This is a genomic window from Psychrobacter vallis (assembly GCF_904846715.1).
Classification (GTDB): Bacteria; Pseudomonadota; Gammaproteobacteria; order Pseudomonadales; family Moraxellaceae; genus Psychrobacter; species Psychrobacter vallis.
Window position 1 is genome coordinate 227,554 of sequence record NZ_CAJHBU010000002.1, and the last position, 24,635, is coordinate 252,188.

A 24,635-nucleotide genomic window follows, 5' to 3' on the forward strand; every position below is an offset into this window, starting at 1 on the left:
TTATGATTATTATTCTTTGACATCGCCGTCATTGAGTAAAGTCGCATCCGCTTGATCTTCAGCACGGCCTTCGTTGCTGATTTCTTCATCGTCTTCAGCAACAAACTCAGGCACAGGAACTGGATTGACATTACCTGGTGCTGGTGCATCTGGGAAATGATCATAATGAGGCTGCTGCTGCCAAGCAGGTGGCTGATCCGCTTCGATACCAAAACTGGAGATAGCATCTTTTACCAAACGCATTTCTACTTCACCTTCATCCGCCAGACGTTTAAGCGTGGCGACAACAATGTGCGCTGCATCTACATGGAAGAAACTGCGCAGTTTTTCGCGTGAGTCAGAACGACCATAACCATCCGTTCCTAGCGTCGTATAAGGACGATTGTCTGGTAACCAAGCACGAATCTGCTCTGAGTAGTTACGCATATAATCGGTCGCTGCTACCACGATGCCTTCATGCGGTGCTAATTGCTCAGTCACCCAAGACACTTTTTCTTCTTCCATTGGGTGCAAGCGATTGTAATCATCACAAGCCATACCATCACGGGTTAGCTCGTTGAAGCTGGTTACACTCCAAACGTTAGAGGTGATATTGAACTCGTCTTTTAGAATCTTAGATGCTTTTTGTACTTCGCGTAAGATCACACCAGAACCCAATAGCTGTACTTGTGCTGAGCCGTTGTCTTCTAGCAAGTACATACCACGCTTGATACCTTCTTCCGCTCCTTCTGGCATAGCAGGCTGGTCGTAGTTTTCGTTCATCAAGGTCAAGTAGTAATAGACGCGCTCGCCTTCTCCGTACATACGGCGCAAACCATCATGCACGACAACCGCCAGCTCATAACCAAAGCAAGGATCATAAGTAACACAGTTTGGTACGACGTTAAATAAAATCTGTGAATGACCATCTTGATGCTGTAAACCTTCGCCATTCAATGTCGTACGACCAGCAGTGGCACCCAATAAGAAGCCTTGTGCCTGACAGTCACCTGCCGCCCAAGCCAAATCACCAATACGCTGGAAACCGAACATTGAGTAATAGATATACATTGGAATCATCGGCAACGCGTTCACAGAATAGCTGGTCGCTAACGCAATCCAAGTACTCATCGCGCCCGCTTCGTTGATACCTTCTTCTAACATATGACCATCGATGGCTTCTTTATAGCCCATCAGTGCTTCGCTATCTTCTGGTGTGTATTTTTGTCCAACCGCAGAGTAGATACCCAATTGACGGAACATACCTTCTAAACCGAAAGTACGCGCCTCATCTGGTACGATAGGTACAACGCGATCTTGGATGTCTTTGTTTTTCAGCATCGCTGATAACAAACGCACAAATACCATTGTCGTCGATTGCTCTTTACCATTGCTGCCTTTTAATACACGATCAAACATTGACAGTTCAGGGATGTTCAATGGAATATGGCCACTACGACGATTTGGCAGATGACCGCCCAACGCTTCACGGCGACCTTTTAGATACTTCATCTCAGCCGACCCTTCTTCAGGACGGTAGAATGGTAGCGTCTCTAACTGCTCATCGGTAAATGGCAAGTCAAAACGATCACGGAAGTAGACCAAAGCGTCTTGATCAAGCTTTTTAATTTGATGCGATTTATTGACCGCTTGTGTTGTGCTGGACAAACCATAGCCTTTCACCGTTTTGACCAAGATAACGGTCGGCTGGCCTTTGGTTTTCATCGCTTCGCTAAACGCAGCATAAACTTTTTGCGGATCATGACCGCCACGGTTTAGACGTGAAATGTCTTCATCAGTAAGCGCGTCAGCCATCTCTTCTAGCTCAGGATATTTACCGAAGAACTCTTTGCGAGTGAATTCAGGCATACGGGCTTCATATAGCTGGTACTCACCATCGACCACTTCTTCCATACGATGTTTTAGGACACCTGTATCATCATTGGCAAGAAGACTGTCCCATTTACCACCCCAAATGACTTTAATCACGCGCCAGCCAGCGCCGCGGAATACTGATTCTAGCTCTTGGATAATTTTGCCATTACCACGTACTGGACCATCAAGACGCTGCAAGTTACAGTTAACCACCCAAATCAGGTTGTCTAGTTTTTCACGACCAGCCAGAGAAATTGCACCCAAGCTTTCTGGCTCATCCGTCTCACCATCACCTAAGAACGCCCAAATTTTGCGGCCTTCTTTCTCTAACAGTTTACGGTTTTCCATATAACGATGTACATGGGCATGATAGATTGACATGATTGGACCCAAACCCATTGAAACGGTTGGGAACTGCCAATAATCAGGCATTAGGTATGGATGCGGATAACTTGATAAGCCTTTACCGCCCACTTCACGACGGAAGTTATCGAGCTGGTCTTCAGTCAAACGACCTTCTAAATAAGAACGTGCATAGATACCTGGTGCTGAGTGACCTTGGTAATAAATCATGTCGCCACCGAAATGGTCACTTGCTGCTCGGAAAAAATGGTTGAAACCCGTTTCATAAAGCGTGGCACTAGACGCAAATGATGCTAAATGGCCACCCAAGTCATCATCGTTTTTATTGGCACGCATCACCATTGCTAAAGCATTATAGCGAATCAAGGCACGGATCTTACGCTCCATGCCTAGATCGCCTGGGTACATCGGCTCATCTTCGACAGCGATACTATTGATATAAGCAGTATCTAATCGATTGAACGGCAGCCCTTCTTGGACCGCCATATTGTACAAAGCTTTTAGTAGAAACTGAGCGCGATCCTTATCGGCATGTTTGAGAACAGACTCAAAGGCTTCCAGCCACTCTTGGGTTTCGGTGCTATCAGCATCCTTATAATAATTCATCATCATTGTCCTTTGTTGTCAGTCAGTCCTGCTTAAAGCAGGAAGTTGTTAAATCGATAGTGTTAAATCAAAGTATTATTTCAATACTGTGTGACGTGAATGGTTCGCTCAATGACTTCCTTGTTAACTTTAAGAAGTTGTATATTAGTATGGTGCGTTAATATAGCCATGTACGACCGCTGCACAATAAGTAGTAGACGCCGCACGTAGCTGTAGGAAAAATGGCATTATTATCTATCGTTTGAATATGCACTGAGTAGGTAGATAATAAGGTAATATTCCAAATCAATATTTAGAGTCAATTACCGATTGATAATAACCCTTTATTATAGGCGCTTATGACGTGGTTGTTTATAGCGATAAGAAAATGATGATATGACAAGTATTTCTTAAATAAATAATGATTAGTGAGCAGGTAAATATTTGCTAAGAATATCATTATTTTCCATAATAACAAATGCGCTAGTACTGGCTACTTATCATCCTATTCAACCTTCTATCTTTTTTAATAAGCTTTTTGCTACATGCTTCGTTATATTTGACTATTTAAGGTTACTAATTTTTACTTTTATTGTATAGTAATTCTAATTTATATAGATTTAGCCTCGAGGTAGTTAGGTGTCCAACAATCAATGTCTATGCTTAAGCAATCGCTTCAAAGACAACATAAATTCATATTCTGTTGTCTTTACTCTGCTATTTTTTATGTTACTAATGTCTAACAGCGCTCACGCTAACTTTGCATCGAATGAAACCTCTGCAAACGGCATGTGTCCTGTTAATCATAAAATGTATTACATTGGCGCTAATCCTCCTGCCTCTACTTCAACTTTTCCTGTAGCCTCCCAAGCGTTGAGCTGGACTGCAGGCAGCACTACTAGGACTTTTACTTTCACTGAGTCATCAGGTAATAAAATATTTAGAATTACCTTCTCCAACATATTAGATAAAACTACAACTACAATTAGTGTACCGTCAAATGCCGAAACACCTTTTTATGATAGCCTTAGCGGTGTAACCACATCAGCCATAAATTTAGTTCATAGCTCTCCAGTATCAACCATTTCTAAAACTAACCATAGTATGGGGATTGCAGTTAACCGATCTACTAGTAAGTCGGGCTATAAAATACAAGACTTGGATTCTGTCACAACGAATAATGCAACGCCATATATAGAACAAGTAGATGTGTCTGCCAATAGCGGTAAACTGACTCATAACAGCAATTTTCATACGATAAACGCGGCTGGCAATATTGTTACTGGTAGAAGAGGACTGAACTGTGGAGTAGGTGCATGTACTATTGATGCAAATTGGGACTACACACTCGCTGATATTGCACTCAATTTGAGGCATAATAACGTCTTAAGTGAAGTAAACAGCCCGCATGCGGTCGGTTATTCAGACTTTTATTTCTGCTTAGCACCACCTAAGTTAATCATTAAAAAAGCACTCAATGGCAACCGTGTCAATGATAGTGATACTAAACGAGATCAATTTGAGCTAACTGCTACCGGAGGCTCAATAGCGACAAACAGCTTTACGACAACTGGCACAGGTTCAACCATCACCAATGGTACTAGCGCTACCCTTAGCTTAGCAGAGAACACAAGTTACATCATTACAGAACGAGCTATGAATGGTACATCACTGGGTAATATAGCAGACTATGATGCTACCTATACTTGCACCAATGCCACGACTGGTAGCACCACCGTTATGCCAACTGCTGCAATGACTTACAACGCCACCGCTAACACTCGCTCATTTACACTTGCTAATGCGACATATGGTGATGAGATCACTTGTACAATTACAAACACTCCGAGATCTTATACTTTTTCGGGTATTGTTTTTAATGATAATGGCGGTATCGTAGATAATAACAACACCAGACAAGATATATCGAGTACCTTTACAGGTAATAGCAGTTACTTTAATGGCATTTATGATAGTGGAAGTGAGCTTGGAATCTATGACAGTACCTTAAATATACGTTTAACCGACTGTAATGGTAATAATATCGTAACCCCCTCATCAAACCCCCAAACTGTCTCAAATCTTTCGACCTCTATAGGAAGATATAGCTTTGTAGTAGCTGCCAGCGCACTAGTCAATAGAACCAAGGTTTGTGTGATTGAGAATGAACCAAGCGTATGGGACTATACCGTAGACACAACTGCTGATAACAGAGAAATTGTACTAACAGCCAACGTCTATGATTATAGCAATTTAAACTTTGGCGAAATCAAAGCCAATAATTCGGCATTAGTACTAATAAAATCACAATATGTGCATGAATGTAATGATAATTTAAATTATCAAAGTATCAGCAGAAATAGCGCTGACCCGACCATAGGTTTCAGTGTCAACTCTATTAGTGGCATCAGTCCAGGAAAGTGTGTTGCCTACGCAGTTCAAGCCTATAATCGTGGACATATAGGACTTCAACAAGTACAAATTCGTGACCAGCTACAAACCACTCCGGTTACCTCGGTGTTTAGACTGCCTGCACCTTTGTTTATTCCTACTTCAGTAGGTAGTCCTTCGGTTAACTATGGCAGCAATGGTGAGATTCGGTCTAATCAATTCGGTTTAGCAGCTGTGCCTCCTGGCAGTACGCAACCAAGCTCAGCAACATTGTACTTCAACACCAAATACGGTCAAACACAATAGGATTTATAGAAAAAATCTATAACCTATAAAAATTGGTCCAGAACGATATAACAGACATTCTTTATCATAAAGATGTCTGTTTTTTTACGCATACGCTAAGTAATGTGGGTAATGTTAGAGATACTTATATTATTAGACCCACTGGTAACGATGATCCTAATATCACGATGTCAACTTCAAATTATGCTCTTGGCATCACTGATATCACCTATATTTTTAAGCAATAAGACGGCAGTGCTTTGATGCCCGCTCAGAATTCCGCAATAAACTTCTCTATCCTACTCTTTTTATAACTACACACAGCAAATATTAAAAGAATTCGGCATATTTTTTATGACAATAATTGCCATCTTACTGACATTTATAGTCAGCTATATGCCTCCCCAGTAATTCTAAGAATGAGCCAAAATATCCATAAAATTATATTTTGGTTTAATGATTGCCATTAGACTGCCTGAAAATACCACTCGTCACTTATAACATGACTCGTTAGCATATTATTTGTAATAATGTAACTAGGTACGCTATATCTTGTTTTTATGTAGTTTATTTGATTCTTTATCATAGATATGGCGCGATTATTGCATACGTGCCAATAGGTAAAATTTTTACCAAAAATTATGGTCTTAGCAAGGATAAAAATATGAACATCTTCAATGCTTTACGTATCGTTTTACTAGCGTCTTTAGCCTCTTTTTCATTACTAAGTGTTGCCCATGCTGATAATGCACTGCAAATGGAACTCACCGCTAATAAAGTCATTAAGAATGCAGAGGGAAAAGTCAGTTATTTACCTGTGAGCACTGCACCAGCAGGCACTACTATCCAATACAAAGCGACTTACACCAATACGATCAATAAAGATATTAATGACCTAATGGTAACGTTACCTATCCCTGCAAATATGATATTTACTGGTGAGGCAAACCCTGCCAGCGCACAAGCCAGTACTGATGGTAAAAACTACGCCGATATGCCACTGATGCAAAAAGTAAATGGCAAGCTGGTCAAAACACCTTTATCTGAATACCGTACTCTACGTTGGAATATCAAACTATTACCAGCCATGAAGTCTGCTGCCGTTGCTCTAAACACAACCGTTAATTAATAAACTATTTTATCTTTCATTTTTGCTCAGGAAAATCACTGAATGAACTCCAATATGTTTAAGTACTCTATACTTGCCGCAGCTATCATTACCTCTTTAGGTATGGTCAGCACAGCCAACGCTGCTAAATCTATAGCCGACTCGACACCTACCATTGATAACGTCGCTACTGCCACTTATAGCATTGGCGGTGTTTCACAAACGCCTGTAGAGTCTAACAAAGTAACCGTTAACATTACGCAAAGTGCGGCATTTAGCTTAACCGCTAAGAATGCAGATGGCGATCTGACCGATGATTACAACACGTCAGTCTCTGTAACACCCAAAGGCAGAGTGGCTTTTAACCATACATTGACCAACTCGGGCAACGTAGAAGATACCTATACACTCGCCTTGGTTCAAGGTGGTAACATCCCAAACAGCCCGCAAGGTGTCGGGTCTTATGACTTTGCTAGTACCAATGTAACTTACGTTATATACAATGCAGACAACACTCAAAAGAGCACTAATACCGTTACAGGAACGGTATTTCAAAACACCAAGATAGTTCTTGCGCCCAATGAACGTGCTGACATTTTGGTTTCTGCTAAAACATCTGGTAACGTTGGTGGTGACTCACAGAACCTAACGTTAACTGCCACCAGTGCATTTTTCACAACGTCTGACACTACCAAAGCGACTTTGACCAATATTAGTAACAGCGTTACAAAAGTACCTGTCTTCAAAATTACCAGTAAAGTAAGCAGTACTCTGAACTTGAATGATCCTACGTCAAAAGTCACTTACACCGTTACCGTGCGTAATGATGAAAATGCTGCATACACTACTAATGCTAACAACATTATGGTTTTTGACGGTCTACCAGAAGGTTTACGTTTAGCAGATCAGCCAAATATCAGCGTCAGCAACAATGCAACCATTACCTCAGGAAATGAAGGTAAAGGTACTAGTAGTTCAAGCGATAGCATTAGAGTCACTTTACTTAACCTTGCACCAGGTCAAGAAGCCACCATAAAATTTGATGTACAGAAGGATCAAGCAGAAGTGTTGGCTGATCCTAAGAATACAATCAATCATGCAGCCGTTACTCTTGATCTTGGCGAAAACCAAGTCATGTATGATACAACTGATGCTACTGATACCAAGCAAAACACGGCTAACTTCTACCCTCTAACTGATGATAGTGAAACTACAGATGGTACGGTAAGCACAGCAGTAGGTAGTGATTCAGCAGCACCGTTAACCTCTAATCAACGTGCCGTTAGCATCGTATCACCTACCAAAATGGACGTTCCTACAACGACCACTGCCACCACACTTGTGACCCATTCTGTGGTAATCAGTAACACAGGTAAAGAAACTGAAGGTGATCAAGTTGGTGAAATTAAGGTGAAGATCACCTCAGAGGCTGATAGTAAAGTGAGCGTGGTCGCAGGATCAGTTGAGTTGGTGTACGATGCTGATAATAATCCAGCCACACCCAATGCTACTTACACGCTTACCAGAGACGGCAATGGTGACTACGACTTCAGTACTGCTAAACCTAAAAATGGTGCGCCAGCTTGGACGGGTATGGTACCAAACTCAACCGCAACCTTTAATTATCAAGTTGAATCTAGCCAAGCCGTTATTGATACCACAGAAAGCATCACTGTCACATTAATTGTTGGCGGCCAAGACGCACCAACTCTAGGCGATCGTATTGTTAAAAACGAAAGTACAGTAAGAGGATTGAAGCTCGTTAAAGAACAAGCGCTCAATGAAAGCTGTACTGCCAATAGTACACTTACCTTTACTCAAGGAGCAATTGCTGCTAAGCCTGGTAATTGTATTGTATATAAAATTACTGCCTTTAATAACTTCTCTGCTGCAGATCCACGCTTTACTTTTGACAACGTGCTCATAACAGATACAACAGACCGTTTTAATAACAAAGCAACGGTACAAAGTGCCAGTACTGCTTATGCATTCCCAGTCAAATTGGGTGATGTGACCAATGGTAATGAAGCACCTGCAACCAACAGCTATAACGCATCTGCTAGCAACTCAGCTGTCAGCGGTACCGTAACCAGCTTAGCACCGCAAAAATATGCAGCAATGGTGTTTGCTGTAAAGATTAACGCTGCAGGCTCTGCAACTCCTTAATACCAGTTTGTTCTGTACCATGTTATTTGTCCTTAAAGGGATAAATAACATGATTACGGTCATTACTCCCTCAAAAAGAAGTAAAAGTAATTTTATACATTCTGTTGGTTTTATTGGATAAGCGACATATGACTCTATCTACCATAACACTGTCTAATCGTTCTTCATTGTGCACAGCGAAGATCTCGGCGCTGTCATTGGCAATGTTGCTTATGCAATCAAACACGGCATTTGCTGCGTCTGATTCACTCTTACAGTTAATCAACAACACGGCGCAAGCCAGCTACAATATTAACAATCAACCAGAGGTAACGATCAGTACAGCCTCAAACCAAGTACAGGTCAAAGTTTCTGAGCTTTCTAAATACGGTATTAGCTTAACTCAGCAACCGTTACGCACGGTCATGCCTAATAGCTTAGTAAACTGGGTCAACGTTCTAAATAATACTAGCTATAGCGATCAGACTGTTGAGCTCACGTTAGATGTATCGCCAACTCTTTCTAATCTAAAAGTTTATCAAGATATCAATAAAAACGGCATCATTGACAGCGCCGATACTGAAGTTATCTTTGACAACTTAAGTGCTCAAATCAAGCTTGGACATAGCGAAAGCATTCAATTTATTGTGCAAGCTTTATCAGATGCTAACGGTAGGAGTGGCGATACTGCTAGCATTAAGCTTGGTGCGGTCGTGTTAGAAGATCCGTCTGTATTAGCCGCTAATGCGACTAACAACCTGCTTATCGTTGAACCTGAAGTAAAATTTACTACCCCTCAATTTGATGGAAATAAAACCACCTCACAAGTTAGTGAAAACATCTATATCGACGCTAACTATGCGCAATGTAATGTTCAATTAGATAAACCAGATCAAGTATGGGTCACGATCACCTCTTTATTGACGGGTGACAAGTACTCATTGAAAGCGATTGAGACTGGTAATAGCACTGGTAAGTATCAGTTGTCCGCACCAACTCAAAACAATGCCAACGCAATCAATGATAGGATTGTTCAAACATTAGCAAACGATACGTTAACTGCCAGCTTGGACGCTTGTATTGCTCCTTCTGTCGGTACTGGTGCCGATCAGTTACCGAGCGATGGCGACTTTACGGTACGTATCGATGATTTAAATACTCAAATCAATATCGTCGATGCCAGTCCAAGTTTAGTAGTCACCAAAGAGAGTGATGTTAAAAGTGCCGAACTTGGTGACTATGTCAATTATACCATTAACATAACCAATAGTGGCAATGCTACTGCCTTTGATGTACAACTAAAAGATGCTTTACCACGTGGTTTCAATTACGCGGATGGTAGTGTACGCGTTAGCCAAACTGCTGATATCGATATCAATAAAGTACAAACCACTGAGTTTAAAGCTGATGGTAGATATCAGGTGTTAAACTTAGGTAACATGGCAAATGGTGAAAGCAAAAAAATTACTTACCGTGTATTGATCGGTGCCTCATCATTAGGCGGTGACGGTATCAATCGTGCAACCGCAGTTGCTAATAATGAACAAGGTCAACGCTTCGCATCAAGAGAAGCACAGTGGAAGATTGACGTAGAGCGCGGCATCATGAATACAGACGGTATCATCGTTGGTAAGGTCTATCATGATATCAACCGTGATGGTATCCAACAAAAAGACGATGGCGAGCTTGGTGTTGCTGGCGTCCGCATCTATATGGAAAACGGCAATTTCATTGTGACCGATCCTGAAGGCAAGTACAACTTCTATGGCGTTAGCGCCAAGACTCATGTATTAAAAGTTGACCGCACTACTCTCCCTAACGCAACTGAAATGGTCACACAAAGCAATCGTAATGCTGGCGACGCGGGTAGCCGTTTCGTTGATTTAAAGTATGGTGAATTGCATCGTGCTGACTTTGGTATTGTTGGCGGGATGGGTGATAGTACTGAGCGTTTGAATTCAGAGCTGATCGCTCGTAGCAAATCAGTGGGTGTTAAAAATAATACGCTTGACCAAGCGGTGAAAACAGAGCTAACCTTAGATCCTGACTACAATCGCGACTTTAATGATAATATTAAAGCCAGCGGCTGTCATATCAACGGTGATCTAGACTTTGGTACTCACTGCGACTCCGCTATCATTAATGAGATCGTCAATCCAGTGGGCAATCGCGTAAATATGGCGGTAACCACTATTGCGCCGCCAGTAGAAAAAGAGCTCGAAGAATACTTAAAAGAAGTGGCTAATAATGATGTGACTTTCATCAACCTAAACGAAGGTCAGCAGCTTAGTACCTATAAGCAAATGGTACAAGTACAAGCACCACTCGGCTCACTATTCACGCTATACGCCAATGGTAAAGCGGTATCAGAGCAACAAATCGGTAAAACTGCTAAGCAAGAAAAGCAAAATGTAACTGCTTTTGACTATTATGCGGTTGATCTACAGCGCGGCAACAACGCATTACGCGGCGTGGCTACCGATATTAATGGCAAAGTTATCTCAGAACAAACGATCAACCTACTAACACCTGACAGCTTACAAGCTATTAATTATCGAACCCAAACGCAGCTAGTAGCAGCCGATGGTATTAGCGAATATCAAATCGTTATCAGCCTAAAAGATCGTGATGGCCGCCCTTATATTGCCTCAACACCCATCACTATCGATACCAACATTGGCCGTATCAACTTGAATGATGGCAGTAAAGATCAGGCTGGTACGCAAGTTATTGTGTCGGGCGGCGAGCTATTAATACCAGTGACTGCCCCAAGCGTACCGGGCAAAGGTGAGATGATCATCGATACTGGTAGCAGCAAACAAATCATCCCATTACAATTCACCGCTCAACTGCGTCCTCTGATCGCAGTGGGTATCGTCGAAGGCGCCATCTCACTCAAAGACTTTGATGGTAGTAGTATTACAGATGCTCAAGGTGCATTTGAGCAAGAGCTCAATGATTTTGCTGGCAATGATGATTATGCCGCCTCTGGTCGTGCGGCTATGTTCCTTAAAGGAAAGGTACGCGGTGATTATCTGCTCACCTTGGCTTATGACAGCGATAAAAAAGGTGAGCGCCTGTTCCGTGATATCGAACCTGGTGAGTATTATCCGGTATACGGTGATTCATCAGCCAAAGGCTTTGATGCGCAGTCTACCAGTAAGCTATATGTGCGTTTGGACAAAGGTCGCTCATTCGCTATGTATGGCGATCTGAAAACACAGATTGACAATGATGAAGGCATCAAACTTGGTCAATATAATCGTACGTTAACTGGTGTAAAAGCCCAATTTGAAGACAATAATACTCGCGTTACTGCCTTTGTAGCAGAAACCAGTACGAGCCAGCGCGTCAATGAGACTCGTGGTTTAGGCATCTCAGGTCCCTACCCATTGGCTGAAAACTTTGACGCGGTATTAGAAAACTCAGAAATTATTGAGGTGATTACCCGTGACGCAAACAATCCTGGGTTGATTATCAGTCGCAAAACGCTTACTCGCTTCGCCGATTACGAGATTGACCCTATTACCCGCAGCTTATTCCTCAAAGCGCCTATTGCCAGTCAGGACATCGAAGGCAATCCTATCTATATTCGTGTTACCGTAGAAGTAGATGAAGGCGGTGAAGAGTATTTAGTCGGCGGTATTGCAGCCAAACAACAGCTCACTGACAAAATAGCGATTGGTGGTAGTTACATCAATAGTGACGACCCGCTGAATAAAGAAGAGCTGGCCAGTGTCAACAGCGTCATCAAGTTCAATGAGCAACTAAAGCTGGTCGCAGAATATGCGATGAACAAAGCTGAAAATCCGAATTTTCAGCCAAGCAATCAGATCAATACGGCAGAATTAAACGGTAATGACGTTGAAGGCAATGCATTACGTATCGAGCTGGACTTTGATAATAAGAAAAATACCCGTGCCAAAGCTTATTATAAAGATACTGACGAAGGTTTTGTGACTGGTGCCTCGCCACAAACTGCTGGCCGTGAAGAATCTGGCATCGAAGCCACACACCTACTCAATGATAAAAACACCGCATTAAAATTAGAAGGCGTGCGCACTAAAGATCATACGACTGAGGCCAATCGTCAAGGCATCTTAGCCAGTATTGAGCAACGCTTAAGTACCAACATCGTTGGCGAGATTGGCGTGCGTTATTATAAGCAAGACGCCACTGCTGCCTCACGCAATACTCAAGCGGCAACAGATGTCGTGGACATTACAGATGATACTGTCTTTAATGATGACATCATCAATCAATCGGCACTCAATAGTGTCAATGATGCTGAAAAAGACATAGAAGGTATCACTGCTCGCGCTCGCATCACCGCTCGCCTGCCCAAGCTTAACAATTCTTTGGTATTTGCAGAGTACGAACAAGATATTGACAACAGTAATCGCAATGCAACTTCTATTGGTGGCGAGACGCCACTAGGTGCATTAGGCCGTTTATATGCTCGTCATGATTTGATCAACAGCCTATCTGGTAGTTATGGTTTGGATGATACTGAAGAGCGTCAACGTACAGTAGTTGGTTTTGATGCCAACTATATGAAAGACGGCAAGGTCTATAGCGAATACCGTATGCGTGACGCTATCAGCGCTCGCGAAGCCGAGGCAGCTATTGGTCTAAAGAACAAATGGCATATCCAGAAAGGCTTAACAGTAAACACCTTGTTTGAGCGTATTGAATCTCTAGAAGGTGATACCGAAAACACCGCAACGGCAGCAGGCATCGGTGTTGAATATCTTGCAAAAGAAGACTATAAAGCCTCTGCTCGTTTTGAGAAACGTTGGGGTGAGACCAGTGATACGTTACTAGGTAGCGCTGGTATTGCTTATCGCTATACCAATGAAGTCACCTTACTGGCCAAAGACATTTACTCGCAAGTCGCCTACGATGATGGTGATCGTACGATTAACCGTTTCCAACTGGGTGCCGCTTATCGTGATTACGATAGCAATCAGTTAGACATGTTAACGAAGCTCGAGTATCGCTTAGATGACAACAACACTGGTGATGACGCATATCAAAAAGACACGGTTATCTGGTCATTGAGTGGTAACTATCACCCCACACGTCCGCTGACCTTATCCGGTCACTATGCTGGTAAGTACACACAGTTTAATGCCGATAATATCAGCAGTGATAATACGGCTCATGCACTTTATACTCGTGGTCTTTATGACATTAGTGAACGCTGGGATGTAGGCTTGCAAGCAGGTACTTACTGGAACAAGCAATCGGATGATATGTCTTATATGCTGGGTGCTGAAGTGGGTTATAGCCCGATGACCAACCTTTGGTTATCATTAGGTTATAATTTCATGGGCTTTGAGGACGAAGACATCGCTTATGATGACACCACCCAACAGGGCGCTTATTTTAGACTACGCTTCAAATTTGATGAAGACTTATTCAAGCGTGATGATCCTCGCAAAAACCAGCGCCTGATGCCTGTTTCTGAACTATAATGTATGTCTATTGTCTCATATTGTCATCATATAACTTTATGGCAATGCGAGCGGTATGCCCTGTTTCATCACGTTATACGACAGATATATTTCATTGAGCGATAAGATCAGTTTCGAAAATAACAAGCACTGACACCAATTGGTTTAGGGCGTGTTTGATAATTCAACCATGGCACTGACAGAGACTATTTTTTAGGCGATTCGAAGGTAAAGATAGTGAGTATAGTCATTCTATACGTCTATTTTTAGCAATGAAGCGGCAAAAAAGAGTCCTGTCCTTTCAGGCTGATGCTAAAACTGCCCCATACTGCGTTGCAAGTCTAGTTAAGGTATTAACATTATCGTAGACTTGCGCCTTGTCTGGAACAATTTTAGCAATCAGCAGTGCCTATTTGTGAATATTCAACACGCCCTAATACAAGGTTTTTGCATTATGTTTAATTCTGCGACCAAAATAAACGTTTGTAAACAAGCTATCTATATCCTGTTATCAGCCGCCTTATTATTGAACACCGCGTTGTCCGCTTCTGCGTCAAGCCATCATTCTCTTGAAGAAACAGCTTTAAAGAATGACGCTTACGATTGCGCCAATGATATTCAAACGCAGGCCAATCATTATAAATATCAAAGTACACACCAACGCGCCATGACGTGTATGTTGACAGAGCTAAAAAACTATCAACAAAAAAACATGACAGCACATCAACAGTACTTTGCTTACAAAGCTCAAGCTTGGCTTAATTATGCCATTCACCAAGACAGTATGAATAGTCGTTCATCTGCAGGTAAGCAAGCAGCGCAAAATGCAGAAACTATTTTGGCAATGTTAAAAAGTGGTAAAGAAAAAGACCTGAATCTCATCCAAGACATCCCTTCTAACTCTGCTTTAATGAGACCGGACCTATGGGCAGTTTTAAATGCCCTTAAGGAATCTGGCGGTATAACATCAGCACCACGTGAGTTAGCTTTTAGCGAAGTTGCCCTGATTTGGGCGGCAACCAATCAATGTCAGCGTGATTGGCGTGAGTCAGGCAGTCATTTTCGTATGGCAGATCGCTGGCTTGAACAAGCACGTGAGGCTTATATCAACGCCCATGATTCGCAAACCAACGTCGTTCTAGAGCAATTAATCGTCCACTACTATGAACAATACGCGCCTTTAGATGCGACCAAAGATGTTTGTCGTGGACAAGTATTAATGCCGATTCATTAAAATGATTCATTAAGACAACCAAAAAAAGCCGACATATAATGTCGGCTTTTTCTATAATAGTATGCTGTTATTTCACAACCTATATTAGCGGTTTTTACGCGGTAGCTTTTCTGGTAAATAGCAACGCAGATACGCGATAAAAGCGGTATTGGCTTCTTGAATATATTCATTGGTAATACTTTGATGACGGCGATAAGACAATGTGAATATAGCATTGATAATACTATAAGCAATCAATAATGTGTCTTGGATATCGTCAAAATTCGGCATTTCATAACGCTCTGCCAAACGCTTATAGACCAAGTCAACGATTTGATGATCAATATCTTCACCAAAGCTATCACCTTCAAATTCAGGCGTGTTGGTATCATAAATAAGCTTGGCTTTGGTTTCATCATTATGAAATATAGTCACACATTGGTCGATAAGTGCGGTTAGATATCCTTGCCATCTGTCGTAATTGCCGACATCAACTGTTTCTACCATTTCTAATATTTCGATAGCATTCAAAAAGCGTAGTGCTAAAAATATTGCTTCGATATTAGGGAAGAAGTGATAAGCAGAGGCTCTTGGAATACCCGCTTCTTCACAAACAGCAGCCAATGTAATATCATTAATGGCGTGTGTTTCACTCAGTTTTTTGGCACCAGCCAAAAGTTTCTGACGGCGCGCACGGCCTTGTTGGCTGGTAAATTTAAACTTATTTGGTACAAGCTTTTTTGCCAGTTCCGAGTCTACCAACACATCTTCGATTTTTTCGTCTTTATTTTCGCTCATCATAAGTCTCTTAATATTACACCCTATTTTATAGATACAATCTTCATTGGATAGTATTTGTCCCAAATTGAAGGATTACTTTTTATTAGCTCATAACGTAGAACCGATACCAGCGCTACTCAAGCTAATGGAAAGGCATCATAAACGCTTGTACACTAGCAAGCAAGGGAGATGAATGGGTTAAAATAATGTATGGGTCAACAATTTGACAAAATTGACCATGCAATGTAATAAAATTAATCGTTCAGTTTAATTTTCGCTCTTATAATACCATGATCGGTGACTCTATCTGCATAATCCCACTTCAAATGGTCATTAAAATAGTCTACTCGTTCAACTTGACCAAGCGAAAACTTGCTATCCGCCAAAAACTCTTCTGAAACAAACAATTGATCAATCACTTCTGGCATGCCCTGATATATATGCGTATAAGCCACATCCTTCATCCAGCCATAACGTGCTTGAATACGAGCAGCATCAAACAAGGCGACATCGCGCATGCCTTTATCATAGTTGACCTCACCAGTCTCAGTCATCAATTGCGTGGTCACACTACCAGTGACATCATTCATATCACCCAATAAGATCAATGGCTCACGAGTATGATGCAAACGCTCAATGATAGACATGCGAATAGATGCCGCTTCTGCTGCACGCATGCACAAACTACGCAGCTTAGCACGGATTCTGATATTTGGATCGTCCATGTCTTCTAGTAGATGACCGTTTTCATCACGCAAGAAAAAAGCACGTTTACTTTTGAGATGCGCGGTAATAATCGTTATTGGCTGACCAAACACATTCACCCGTAATACTAAGGGCGGACGGTTAAAGCGTTGGTAAGGCCCAACATCAGGAATATCAATCACTGCTTTTGGCATGATTTCGTCTAACAAACTGCTCTCTAGTTGTTCAAAGCGACTAATAATACCAACAGCAGGCGTATTCTGTGCCCCTTTGCCTTGTGTATACGGACTCGCACTGTCATTGCTTGCCAATGGAATCACCACATGCTCAGGCTTAAATCCTAACGAAACAGCCAATGCTTCTAGCGCATTACTGTCCCATACTTCTTGTACTGCAATAATATCGGCATGTGCTTTGGCCAATAGATCAGTAATGCCACGTAGCTTATGCTCATATTCTTTATTATTATAGGCGGGAGCATTCTCGTAATAAATGCGATTAGGATTAGCAAAATTCAGCAAATTCGCAGTCGCTATATAAAACTCCTTCTGACTGCTTTTATTGGCGTGGTTGACCATAGACTACCTATTATTATATTTGATGATGGGTTGCTAATCTTAAAACATAGTCAGAAATATAAAGCAAAAAAGCCTCCAAAAGATATCTTTGGAGGCTTCAAAATAGCATATATGCAACTTACTTTGTTCATCAAAATAGCAACATCTACAATCAAGCTAAATTTAGTGATGAGATAGTAAGCTTCTGCATTGTTTACTTACTTAAATTAAATAGGCCATTAGTTATGCCTCATTAATTTTAGCTTATATACCATCATTTCGCTATTATTTTAGCTAACTGTTATTTTGACACGCGGTTCCATGCATCACGTGATGCGCGGCGAGCATCATTCCACTCCATGCGTGACTCACCTTTCACTTCCTGCCATGAACGCTCTAAATCCGCTTCGTGGTCTTCAAAACGAGCATCAGCAGGATAACGAGCGCGGTTGGCATAACCTACTGCATAGGCTGGATGCAAATCACGGTCAAAGTCATGACCTTCTCTGTAATAGTCAGCGTTTGCATGTTCTGCACGCCAGTACGCTTCTTCATGTGTTGGATCGATGGCTTCCGCTGCTGCATGTCCTGCACCGCCACCAACGATAGCACCGATAGCACCACCAATTAGCGTACCTAATGGTCCCGCCATTGTACCGATAGCCGCGCCTGCTGCTGCACCGCCAATACCACCAATACCAGTGCCTACTGGATGCGAACCTGGCTCACCTGTAATAACGTCAGCATTTAAATCTTTTTTGGTCTCTTTTGACATACCTTTAACAGCGCTGCGATCAATCGCATCATGGTCATGGATGATATTGTCATTTTCATGGGCAACAACTCTACTGTTGTCTATCGCATGATCACTGCCAGTCACTCTACGTTCGTTATCGTCAATTATACGCTCTCTGTCACCTACTTCTAGGTAATCATCAGCAATTACATGGTTCTCAGTATCTGTAATACGGCCATCGTTATTCATAATATTGTCCTTAAATGGATTGTTATATATTAGAGTTATTAAGTACTAATTTATTAAGTAATAAAAAAATCAGCAATGTTGCTTGATTCATCTAAAGTATAAGAATTTATAGGTGCGGACAGATAGAACGATTATGTAAGCTGTGTTCGAATTACGAATATCTTGCGTTACAGCCTGTATCTTTAGACTCCTTTTGTATGACAGTTACATTCTTTAAGTAATAATTGATTAAACACTTTATTAAGTGATTGTTGATTAATCTGGTACAGCACTTCATGACGCTACTCAGTATTTATATCACGCTCAACGCTCTATTTATAGCTTGTTGCCACTTATAAAGATGCGCCTCACGCACATCAACAGACATGGTGGGTTCAAAAACTCGATCGACTTGCCATGAGGCTTGCATCGTTGCTTCATCATATAGACCGGTTTTTAACCCAGCAAGTAACGCCGCACCTTTGGCCGTGATTTCTGTATCTTTTGGACGCAGTACCGGCACATCCAGCAAATCTGCCTGAAACTGCATGAGTAAGTCATTATTAGCAGCCCCGCCATCCACTCTTAGCTCGGTGAGTGGCTGAGGACTGTCTTTTTGCATAGCGATCAGTACGTCGTAAGTTTGATAGGCAATCGCTTCTAAAGCCGCTCGCGCAATATGAGCTTTGGTGGTGCCACGGTTCATCCCCGTAATACTCGCGCTGATATCCGAGCGCCAATAAGGAGCCCCAAGCCCTGTAAATGCAGGCAGCAATACTACCTCGCCACTACTATCGACTTGCCGTGCCAAATGTTCAACCTCACCGCTTTGTTGAATCATACCCAGATTATCGCGCAGCCACTGGACAATGGCACCTGCCATAAATACACTGCCTTCTAGGGCATAAGTAACTTCCTTTTTTGGTGGTTGTAACATGCGTCGTCCTGATTGGACGATTTGATCAAATGAGAGACTCTCTGGACGAGTTGACGCAGATTTTCGTTGCCAAGCGATGGTGGTCAATAGTTTATGCTCACTGAGCTTGGGTTTTTGGCCAATATTCATCAGCATAAAACAACCCGTACCATACGTATTTTTGGCCATGCCTGCATCAAGGCAACCTTGTCCAAACAGCGCCGCTTGTTGGTCGCCCAATACCGCATGAATAGGAATCTGTTTGGCAAATAATCCTTTTTTGGTTTTCCCAAAATCACCATCAGAAGACAAAACTTTGGGCAACATACCCATCGGTATCGCAAAAAGAGCACATAAGTCTTCTGACCACGCCATTTTATGGATGTCATATAACAAAGTACGAGAAGCATTGGTCACATCAATGACATGCTCACCACCTGTGAGCTTGTATATGAGCCAACTGTCTATGGTGCCGACCGCTATTTCGCCTTTGTTGGCGCGCGTACGCCATTTAGGATTGTGTTCTAGCAGCCAAGCGATTTTGCTGGCACTAAAATACGGATCTAAGCGTAAGCCTGTGATACGTTGTATGTCACTTGCTATGTCGTCCTGATTGCCATTATTGATGCTGGTAGGAAGCTCAGTCGCAAGGGTTTTACAATAGTTTGCGGTGCGTCTGTCTTGCCAAATGATGGCAGGCGCTAAAGGTTTGCCCGTTTGTTTATCCCAAATAACAATGGACTCGCGCTGATTGGTAATCGCAATACTGTTAACATCGGTAGCGAGTAGTCCTGCTTGGTTAATCACATCATGGGCACAACTGATTTGAGTTTGCCAAATTTGCTGCGCGTCTTGTTCAACAAAATCTGCTTGTGGCGTTTTTAACGTCGTCGGCTGCTGTGCCATTTTAATTGGACGCGCATGATCATCGTATAATATCGCTCGACTTGACGTTGTCCCTTGATCTAAGGCCAAAATATATCCTGCCATTACTCACACCCTGTTTTATCTCACTCATTTATATTTTATAGCTTTCTATTCATCGCTATCACCTATTTATGATGCTTGAGACCGTATTGTAGAAAAACCAGCAAATTCAAAAAATCTCAACACTTAACCTTCTGATCTTTAAGTCAATCTATTTTTATTACCTATTAACAAATGATGATATCATCTAGTATAGAAACAGATGTTTAGCACAAAATTATGATTCGTTCAACGCTATGCAAGAGAATACTAAGCATTGACCGGTCACCATTGTGGTACTACAGTGTACGCCTTATTGTTAATGACAAAATTCCAGTCTCTATTGATAGTCTATAGTATCGTCCCCGATTTAACAGTGATGGGTTATAAACAATGACTCCTGTCAATAACTCTAAAATACCTTGCATTCTAATTAATAGCTTGTGCGACTTATGAAATTTGCCTTATCGACACTGTCTAGTGCTGTAATTGCAGTGACACTTATAAGTCTAACTGTATCTGCCTCCGCTAACGCGAACGAAAATCATAATATTGAATGGCAACATGACATAACACCAGTCGCAGTGACACAAATTATCGACGCTGATAGTGCTGACAGTCAAATTAATACTCAAAATCTAACCGTAGTGACAAATACTGATACTGATAAAGTTGAGCGCCAAACTGGCTTGACTACTTTGATTGACCCTATCACTCATAAAAGTATCGATAACAGTTATCCATTAGAAGTCTCTAGCCTGTTAAGCCTTGAGCAAGCTCAAAATATTCTATTGCAAGTGTCACCAAAAATTGCTGCCAATCAAGCCGCAATTGCCGCTAGCGAATATCAAACGGACGCGCTTAGAACCATAGACAACCCGTTGGTATTTGCCAGAGTATCAGCCAGTGCTTATAACCTAGATACAGATATTGATTTATCCACGCTCAAGAGTGGTCTTATCAATGAGGTAAATGACGGTGTTACCCCTTCTGTTCCTATCCTACCTGACTTGCCAAATTTTGGAGAGTTAATCGGTGAACGTATTCCTGATTCATACGAATTAAAGCGCTCAGGCTCAACGACAGGTGCAGGCATTGGTGTGGCATGGCCAATTTATACCGCTGGACGCGCAGCAGCATTAACGGGAGTATCTAATGCCCGTACCCAAGAAGTGCTAGCAGACAGCATACTCGATAAAAACGAACTATATAACACCTTGATTGAACGGTATTTTAAGGCGCAACTGGCAATCATTGCCGCTTATTTACGTGACGATGCTTATGATACGTTACAGCAGACCGATCACATGGCAGAGCGATTGTTTGAAGAAGGTTTCATCTCACGCGTTGATCGCTTGGAAGCACAATCAGCACTTGCCGACGCAAAAAGCGAATCGGTGAAGGCTAATAATGATGCGCGTCTTGCGATGATGGCTTTGCAGCGGCTACTGCGCACGGATTACCGTATCAAACCCACGACGCCTCTGTTTGTCTCCAGTCGCCCTCTACCAGAGGTCAATTACTTTCAGAATTTAGCACTCACCAACCATCCCAGTCTGCAAAAAGTTGCTGCCAAACGCGCACAGGCTCAGCAACTACATGCGCTATCAGATACCGGTTATAAGCCCACGGTCCTGCTATATGGCTATGGACAAGTCGAAAAAGACCCAAGCTGGGTAGCAGGCGTCTCTGCGAGCTGGAAACTCTGGGGCGGACTTGATAAAACAGCGTCACTGGCATCAAGTAATGCCAAAATACGCCAAGCCGATCTGTCTGAAATTGAGGTCAGTGACAATTTATTATTGCTGGTCGAAAAAAACTGGCATGATGTCAATAATGCTCAGTCCCGTTATCAGGCATTACAAAGCAACGTGGACTTGGCCGCAGAAGTATTGCGTTTGCGTCGATTGGGACTACAAGAAGGCCTGAACACACCTATCGATGTGGTACAAGCACAGACACAATATCTCAAATCACGCACTGAACAAGCGCAATCAGCAAACAGTTATGTACAAGCATTGGCAGCTCTTATGCAAAGCTGCGGTACGCCACTCGCCTTTAACGCTTATCTCAATGCCGCTGACATCCACCTGCCGACTTTGTATACTGAATGATGATTTCATATTAAAAATTATCAGGTATATTGGTAAGCGCTCATATGACTATTATGCAGCTACTAAATGGTCATCCTATAACTACTAATGACCATACTATTAATAATCCTATTGTGAATAACTGTTTTATGAAAAAAATGACTTTCAAATTGACAAGTTGGCTACCGCCTTTATTAAACACATGGCGTATCGCGAATAGCTCTAATATTTGGGCACATTGCGCGAGCGTCGGTTTTTTTGGTTTTTTGTCCATTTTTCCAGTAATGGCTGTATTTGTGCTGCTTTATGGACTCGCATTTTCACCTATTGAGATGCAAGAACAGATCTCACTTTTGCGTTCCTTTATACCTAACACCGTATATGAAGTCCTTGATTCGCGCTTAAGCGAGTTAGCCTCTAACACCTCATCCACACTCACTCTCAGTCTTCTTGTCTCAACCTTACTCGCCCTTTATGCTGGCTCTAAAGGCATAAAATCTTTAATTATTCTTATCAATCTTGCCTTTTATATCACCCAAGAACGTAGCTTAATACAGGGCACGATTCGAGCGGTTGGTTTGACCTTTGCCGCAGTCGTGGTTTTAATCATAGCGATATCCTCTATTGCTATTATTCCTTTAGTGGCAGCTTATTTCCCCTTCCCTCAAGTGGCTAAGACGATTGCGCTTTGGAGTAGATGGCCAATATTGGCTGGTATCATATTCTTAAGCTTTTTAGGCCTATATCGCCTAGCCCCGAACCGTGACGCAGTCGCGCTAAAAAAACTGATACCAGGCGCAACTCTGGCGACTGTTTTTTGGATTATATTATCTGTGTTGTTTTCGATTTATGTGCAAAACTTTAATAACTATAGTGCTGAGTTTGGAGCACTTTCAGCTGCCGTGGTCATTATGCTGTGGCTTTATTATTCAGCATTTATCATCGCTTTTGGTGCTATTTTCAATGCTGAAACCATAGAAAACGCCAAACCTTGTGCTATTCGTGTGTACTAGTAATAAGCCTTTTATTCTCAACTTTGTTACTTTAGGATCTCACCGTCATGACTGAATTACCACACGAATCAGACAACTCCCATCAATCAGATGATGCAACCGAGTCAGTAACCTCTCAAGAGGGAAAAGTTTCAGATAATACCACAGAGGATGTGCCTGAGATTGAGGCAGAACAACCAGTGCCTAGTTATAAACGCACACCAGACAAAACCGATAAATCTATTAAGATAAAAAAAGCGCTTTTTGCCTTAATTTTTCTGATAATAATCGCTGTGATTGCTTATGGTTTATATAAGAGCAATCAACATAGCGAGCCTACAATCGTGACTTTGCAGGGACAGATGCAAATGCAGCAAACGTCCATAGCATCAAAAGTGTCAGGACGTATTGCCCAAATCTTAGTGACAGAAGGCGACACCGTTACTGTCGGTCAACAGCTCATTGAAATGGACTCGCCTGAGATTAATGCCAAAATCAATCAAGCACGTGCTGGCAAGCAAATGGCGCAAAGTCAGTTAGACAAAGCAGAAAACGGTGCTCGCCCGCAAGAGATTGCTCAAGCAAAGGCGGCATGGCAAGCCAATAAAGCGGCATCTGATTTGGCAGAAAATACCTATCAGCGTATCAATCGTCTTTATGAAGAAGGCTTAATGGCACGGCAAAAACGCGATGAGGCCTATGCTCAGTATTTAGCCACTCAAGATCAAACGGAAGCCGCACGCTTGCAATATGACCTAGCAATGGAAGGCACGCGCAGTGAAGACAAGTCCGCTGCGACAGCACAAGTCGCGCAGGTCGATGCCCAACTAGACGAAGCACTAGTGGCAAAAGAAGAGGCCAATTTAAAAAGTCCTATTGCTGGTATTGTTGACAATGTCATTGTCAATGCAGGTGAAGTAGTCGGCCAAGGCGTTCCTATTTTAACGCTGGTCAACACTAATGACCAATGGGTGGTGTTAAACGTCACCGAATCCCATTTAAATAAGTTTGCTATCGGTCAGCAATTTATGGGTACTATTCCCGCGCTGTCATCCGCCAATGAACCTTACACAAGACAATTTACGGTCTACGCCACATCCACGCTCTCTGATTTTGCGACTTGGCGCCCGACTAACAATGATGATGGCTTTGATGTACGTACCTTTGAAGTAAAAGCGCGGCCAACAAATACTGACGACCGTATTCGCTCGGGTATGAGTGTTATTGTGCGTATTGACTCAACCAATCAGACCCAAGAGTAA

13 protein-coding genes are annotated in these 24,635 nt (G+C 42.2%); 8 read left to right on the forward strand and 5 right to left on the reverse strand.

Annotated features, from left to right (window positions below; genetic code table 11):
- Positions 1-9 precede the first annotated feature (9 nt).
- Positions 10-2,826 carry a pyruvate dehydrogenase (acetyl-transferring), homodimeric type gene (gene aceE / locus JMY02_RS02300; RefSeq protein WP_406947709.1) on the reverse strand — a complete coding sequence of 939 codons (2,817 nt, stop codon included), beginning with the start codon at positions 2,824-2,826 and terminating at the stop codon, positions 10-12.
- Positions 2,827-3,441: 615 nt separating this feature from the next.
- Here aceE and JMY02_RS02305 point away from each other — a divergent pair.
- From JMY02_RS02305 to JMY02_RS02325, 5 genes are all read left to right on the forward strand, one after another.
- Positions 3,442-5,499, forward strand: a complete 2,058-nt coding sequence (locus JMY02_RS02305; protein ID WP_201594779.1) for a hypothetical protein — start codon at positions 3,442-3,444, stop codon at positions 5,497-5,499.
- A 643-nt stretch (positions 5,500-6,142) separates the two neighbouring features.
- Positions 6,143-6,607: a hypothetical protein gene (locus tag JMY02_RS02310; RefSeq protein WP_201594781.1), complete on the forward strand. Its 465-nt coding sequence runs from the start codon at positions 6,143-6,145 to the stop codon at positions 6,605-6,607.
- Positions 6,608-6,649: 42 nt separating this feature from the next.
- On the forward strand, positions 6,650-8,752 hold the full coding sequence (locus JMY02_RS02315; protein WP_201594784.1) for a hypothetical protein: 2,103 nt from the start codon (positions 6,650-6,652) through the stop codon (positions 8,750-8,752).
- 128 nt (positions 8,753-8,880) lie between these two features.
- The gene (locus tag JMY02_RS02320; RefSeq protein ID WP_201594786.1) at positions 8,881-14,208 is read left to right on the forward strand and encodes an SdrD B-like domain-containing protein; all 5,328 of its coding nucleotides are present in this window, start codon (positions 8,881-8,883) and stop codon (positions 14,206-14,208) included.
- A gap of 433 nt (positions 14,209-14,641) precedes the next feature.
- Complete coding sequence (locus JMY02_RS02325) at positions 14,642-15,421, forward strand: hypothetical protein (RefSeq protein WP_201594788.1); 780 nt, start codon at positions 14,642-14,644, stop codon at positions 15,419-15,421.
- A gap of 84 nt (positions 15,422-15,505) precedes the next feature.
- Here JMY02_RS02325 and JMY02_RS02330 read toward each other — a convergent pair whose 3' ends face one another.
- The 4 genes from JMY02_RS02330 to glpK form a co-directional block, all read right to left on the reverse strand.
- Positions 15,506-16,198, reverse strand: coding sequence for a TetR/AcrR family transcriptional regulator (locus tag JMY02_RS02330; protein WP_201594884.1), 693 nt, complete (start codon positions 16,196-16,198; stop codon positions 15,506-15,508).
- Positions 16,199-16,434: 236 nt separating this feature from the next.
- On the reverse strand, positions 16,435-17,463 hold the full coding sequence (locus JMY02_RS02335; RefSeq protein WP_201594790.1) for an endonuclease/exonuclease/phosphatase family protein: 1,029 nt from the start codon (positions 17,461-17,463) through the stop codon (positions 16,435-16,437).
- Positions 17,464-17,743: 280 nt separating this feature from the next.
- A complete protein-coding gene (locus JMY02_RS02340) occupies positions 17,744-18,217 on the reverse strand; it encodes a hypothetical protein (RefSeq protein WP_201594886.1) in 474 nt (157 codons plus the stop codon).
- Between the two features lie 502 nt (positions 18,218-18,719).
- A complete protein-coding gene (gene glpK / locus JMY02_RS02345; RefSeq protein WP_201594792.1) occupies positions 18,720-20,312 on the reverse strand; it encodes a glycerol kinase GlpK in 1,593 nt (530 codons plus the stop codon).
- 428 nt (positions 20,313-20,740) lie between these two features.
- On the opposite strand from glpK, the gene JMY02_RS02350 reads away from it, so the two are divergent.
- The 3 genes from JMY02_RS02350 to JMY02_RS02360 are packed head-to-tail and all read left to right on the forward strand — an operon-like array spanning position 20,741 to position 24,635.
- Positions 20,741-22,402: a TolC family protein gene (locus JMY02_RS02350; protein WP_201594794.1), complete on the forward strand. Its 1,662-nt coding sequence runs from the start codon at positions 20,741-20,743 to the stop codon at positions 22,400-22,402.
- A gap of 44 nt (positions 22,403-22,446) precedes the next feature.
- Entirely contained in the window at positions 22,447-23,394 is a 948-nt protein-coding gene (locus tag JMY02_RS02355) for a YihY/virulence factor BrkB family protein (RefSeq protein ID WP_227678375.1), read from the forward strand.
- Positions 23,395-23,441: 47 nt separating this feature from the next.
- Entirely contained in the window at positions 23,442-24,635 is a 1,194-nt protein-coding gene (locus tag JMY02_RS02360; protein WP_201594798.1) for an HlyD family secretion protein, read from the forward strand.

What these genes read in the sequence shown, in the direction of transcription:
- aceE (WP_406947709.1), bottom strand. Translation starts at nt 2,826, where the DNA reads ATGATGAATTATTATAAGGATGCTGATAGCACCGAAACCCAAGAGTGG.
- JMY02_RS02310 (WP_201594781.1), top strand. Translation starts at nt 6,143, where the DNA reads ATGAACATCTTCAATGCTTTACGTATCGTTTTACTAGCGTCTTTAGCC.
- JMY02_RS02315 (WP_201594784.1), top strand. Translation starts at nt 6,650, where the DNA reads ATGAACTCCAATATGTTTAAGTACTCTATACTTGCCGCAGCTATCATT.
- JMY02_RS02320 (WP_201594786.1), top strand. Translation starts at nt 8,881, where the DNA reads ATGACTCTATCTACCATAACACTGTCTAATCGTTCTTCATTGTGCACA.
- JMY02_RS02325 (WP_201594788.1), top strand. Translation starts at nt 14,642, where the DNA reads ATGTTTAATTCTGCGACCAAAATAAACGTTTGTAAACAAGCTATCTAT.
- JMY02_RS02330 (WP_201594884.1), bottom strand. Translation starts at nt 16,198, where the DNA reads ATGAGCGAAAATAAAGACGAAAAAATCGAAGATGTGTTGGTAGACTCG.
- JMY02_RS02335 (WP_201594790.1), bottom strand. Translation starts at nt 17,463, where the DNA reads ATGGTCAACCACGCCAATAAAAGCAGTCAGAAGGAGTTTTATATAGCG.
- JMY02_RS02340 (WP_201594886.1), bottom strand. Translation starts at nt 18,217, where the DNA reads ATGTCAAAAGAGACCAAAAAAGATTTAAATGCTGACGTTATTACAGGT.
- glpK (WP_201594792.1), bottom strand. Translation starts at nt 20,312, where the DNA reads ATGGCAGGATATATTTTGGCCTTAGATCAAGGGACAACGTCAAGTCGA.
- JMY02_RS02350 (WP_201594794.1), top strand. Translation starts at nt 20,741, where the DNA reads ATGAAATTTGCCTTATCGACACTGTCTAGTGCTGTAATTGCAGTGACA.
- JMY02_RS02355 (WP_227678375.1), top strand. Translation starts at nt 22,447, where the DNA reads ATGACTATTATGCAGCTACTAAATGGTCATCCTATAACTACTAATGAC.
- JMY02_RS02360 (WP_201594798.1), top strand. Translation starts at nt 23,442, where the DNA reads ATGACTGAATTACCACACGAATCAGACAACTCCCATCAATCAGATGAT.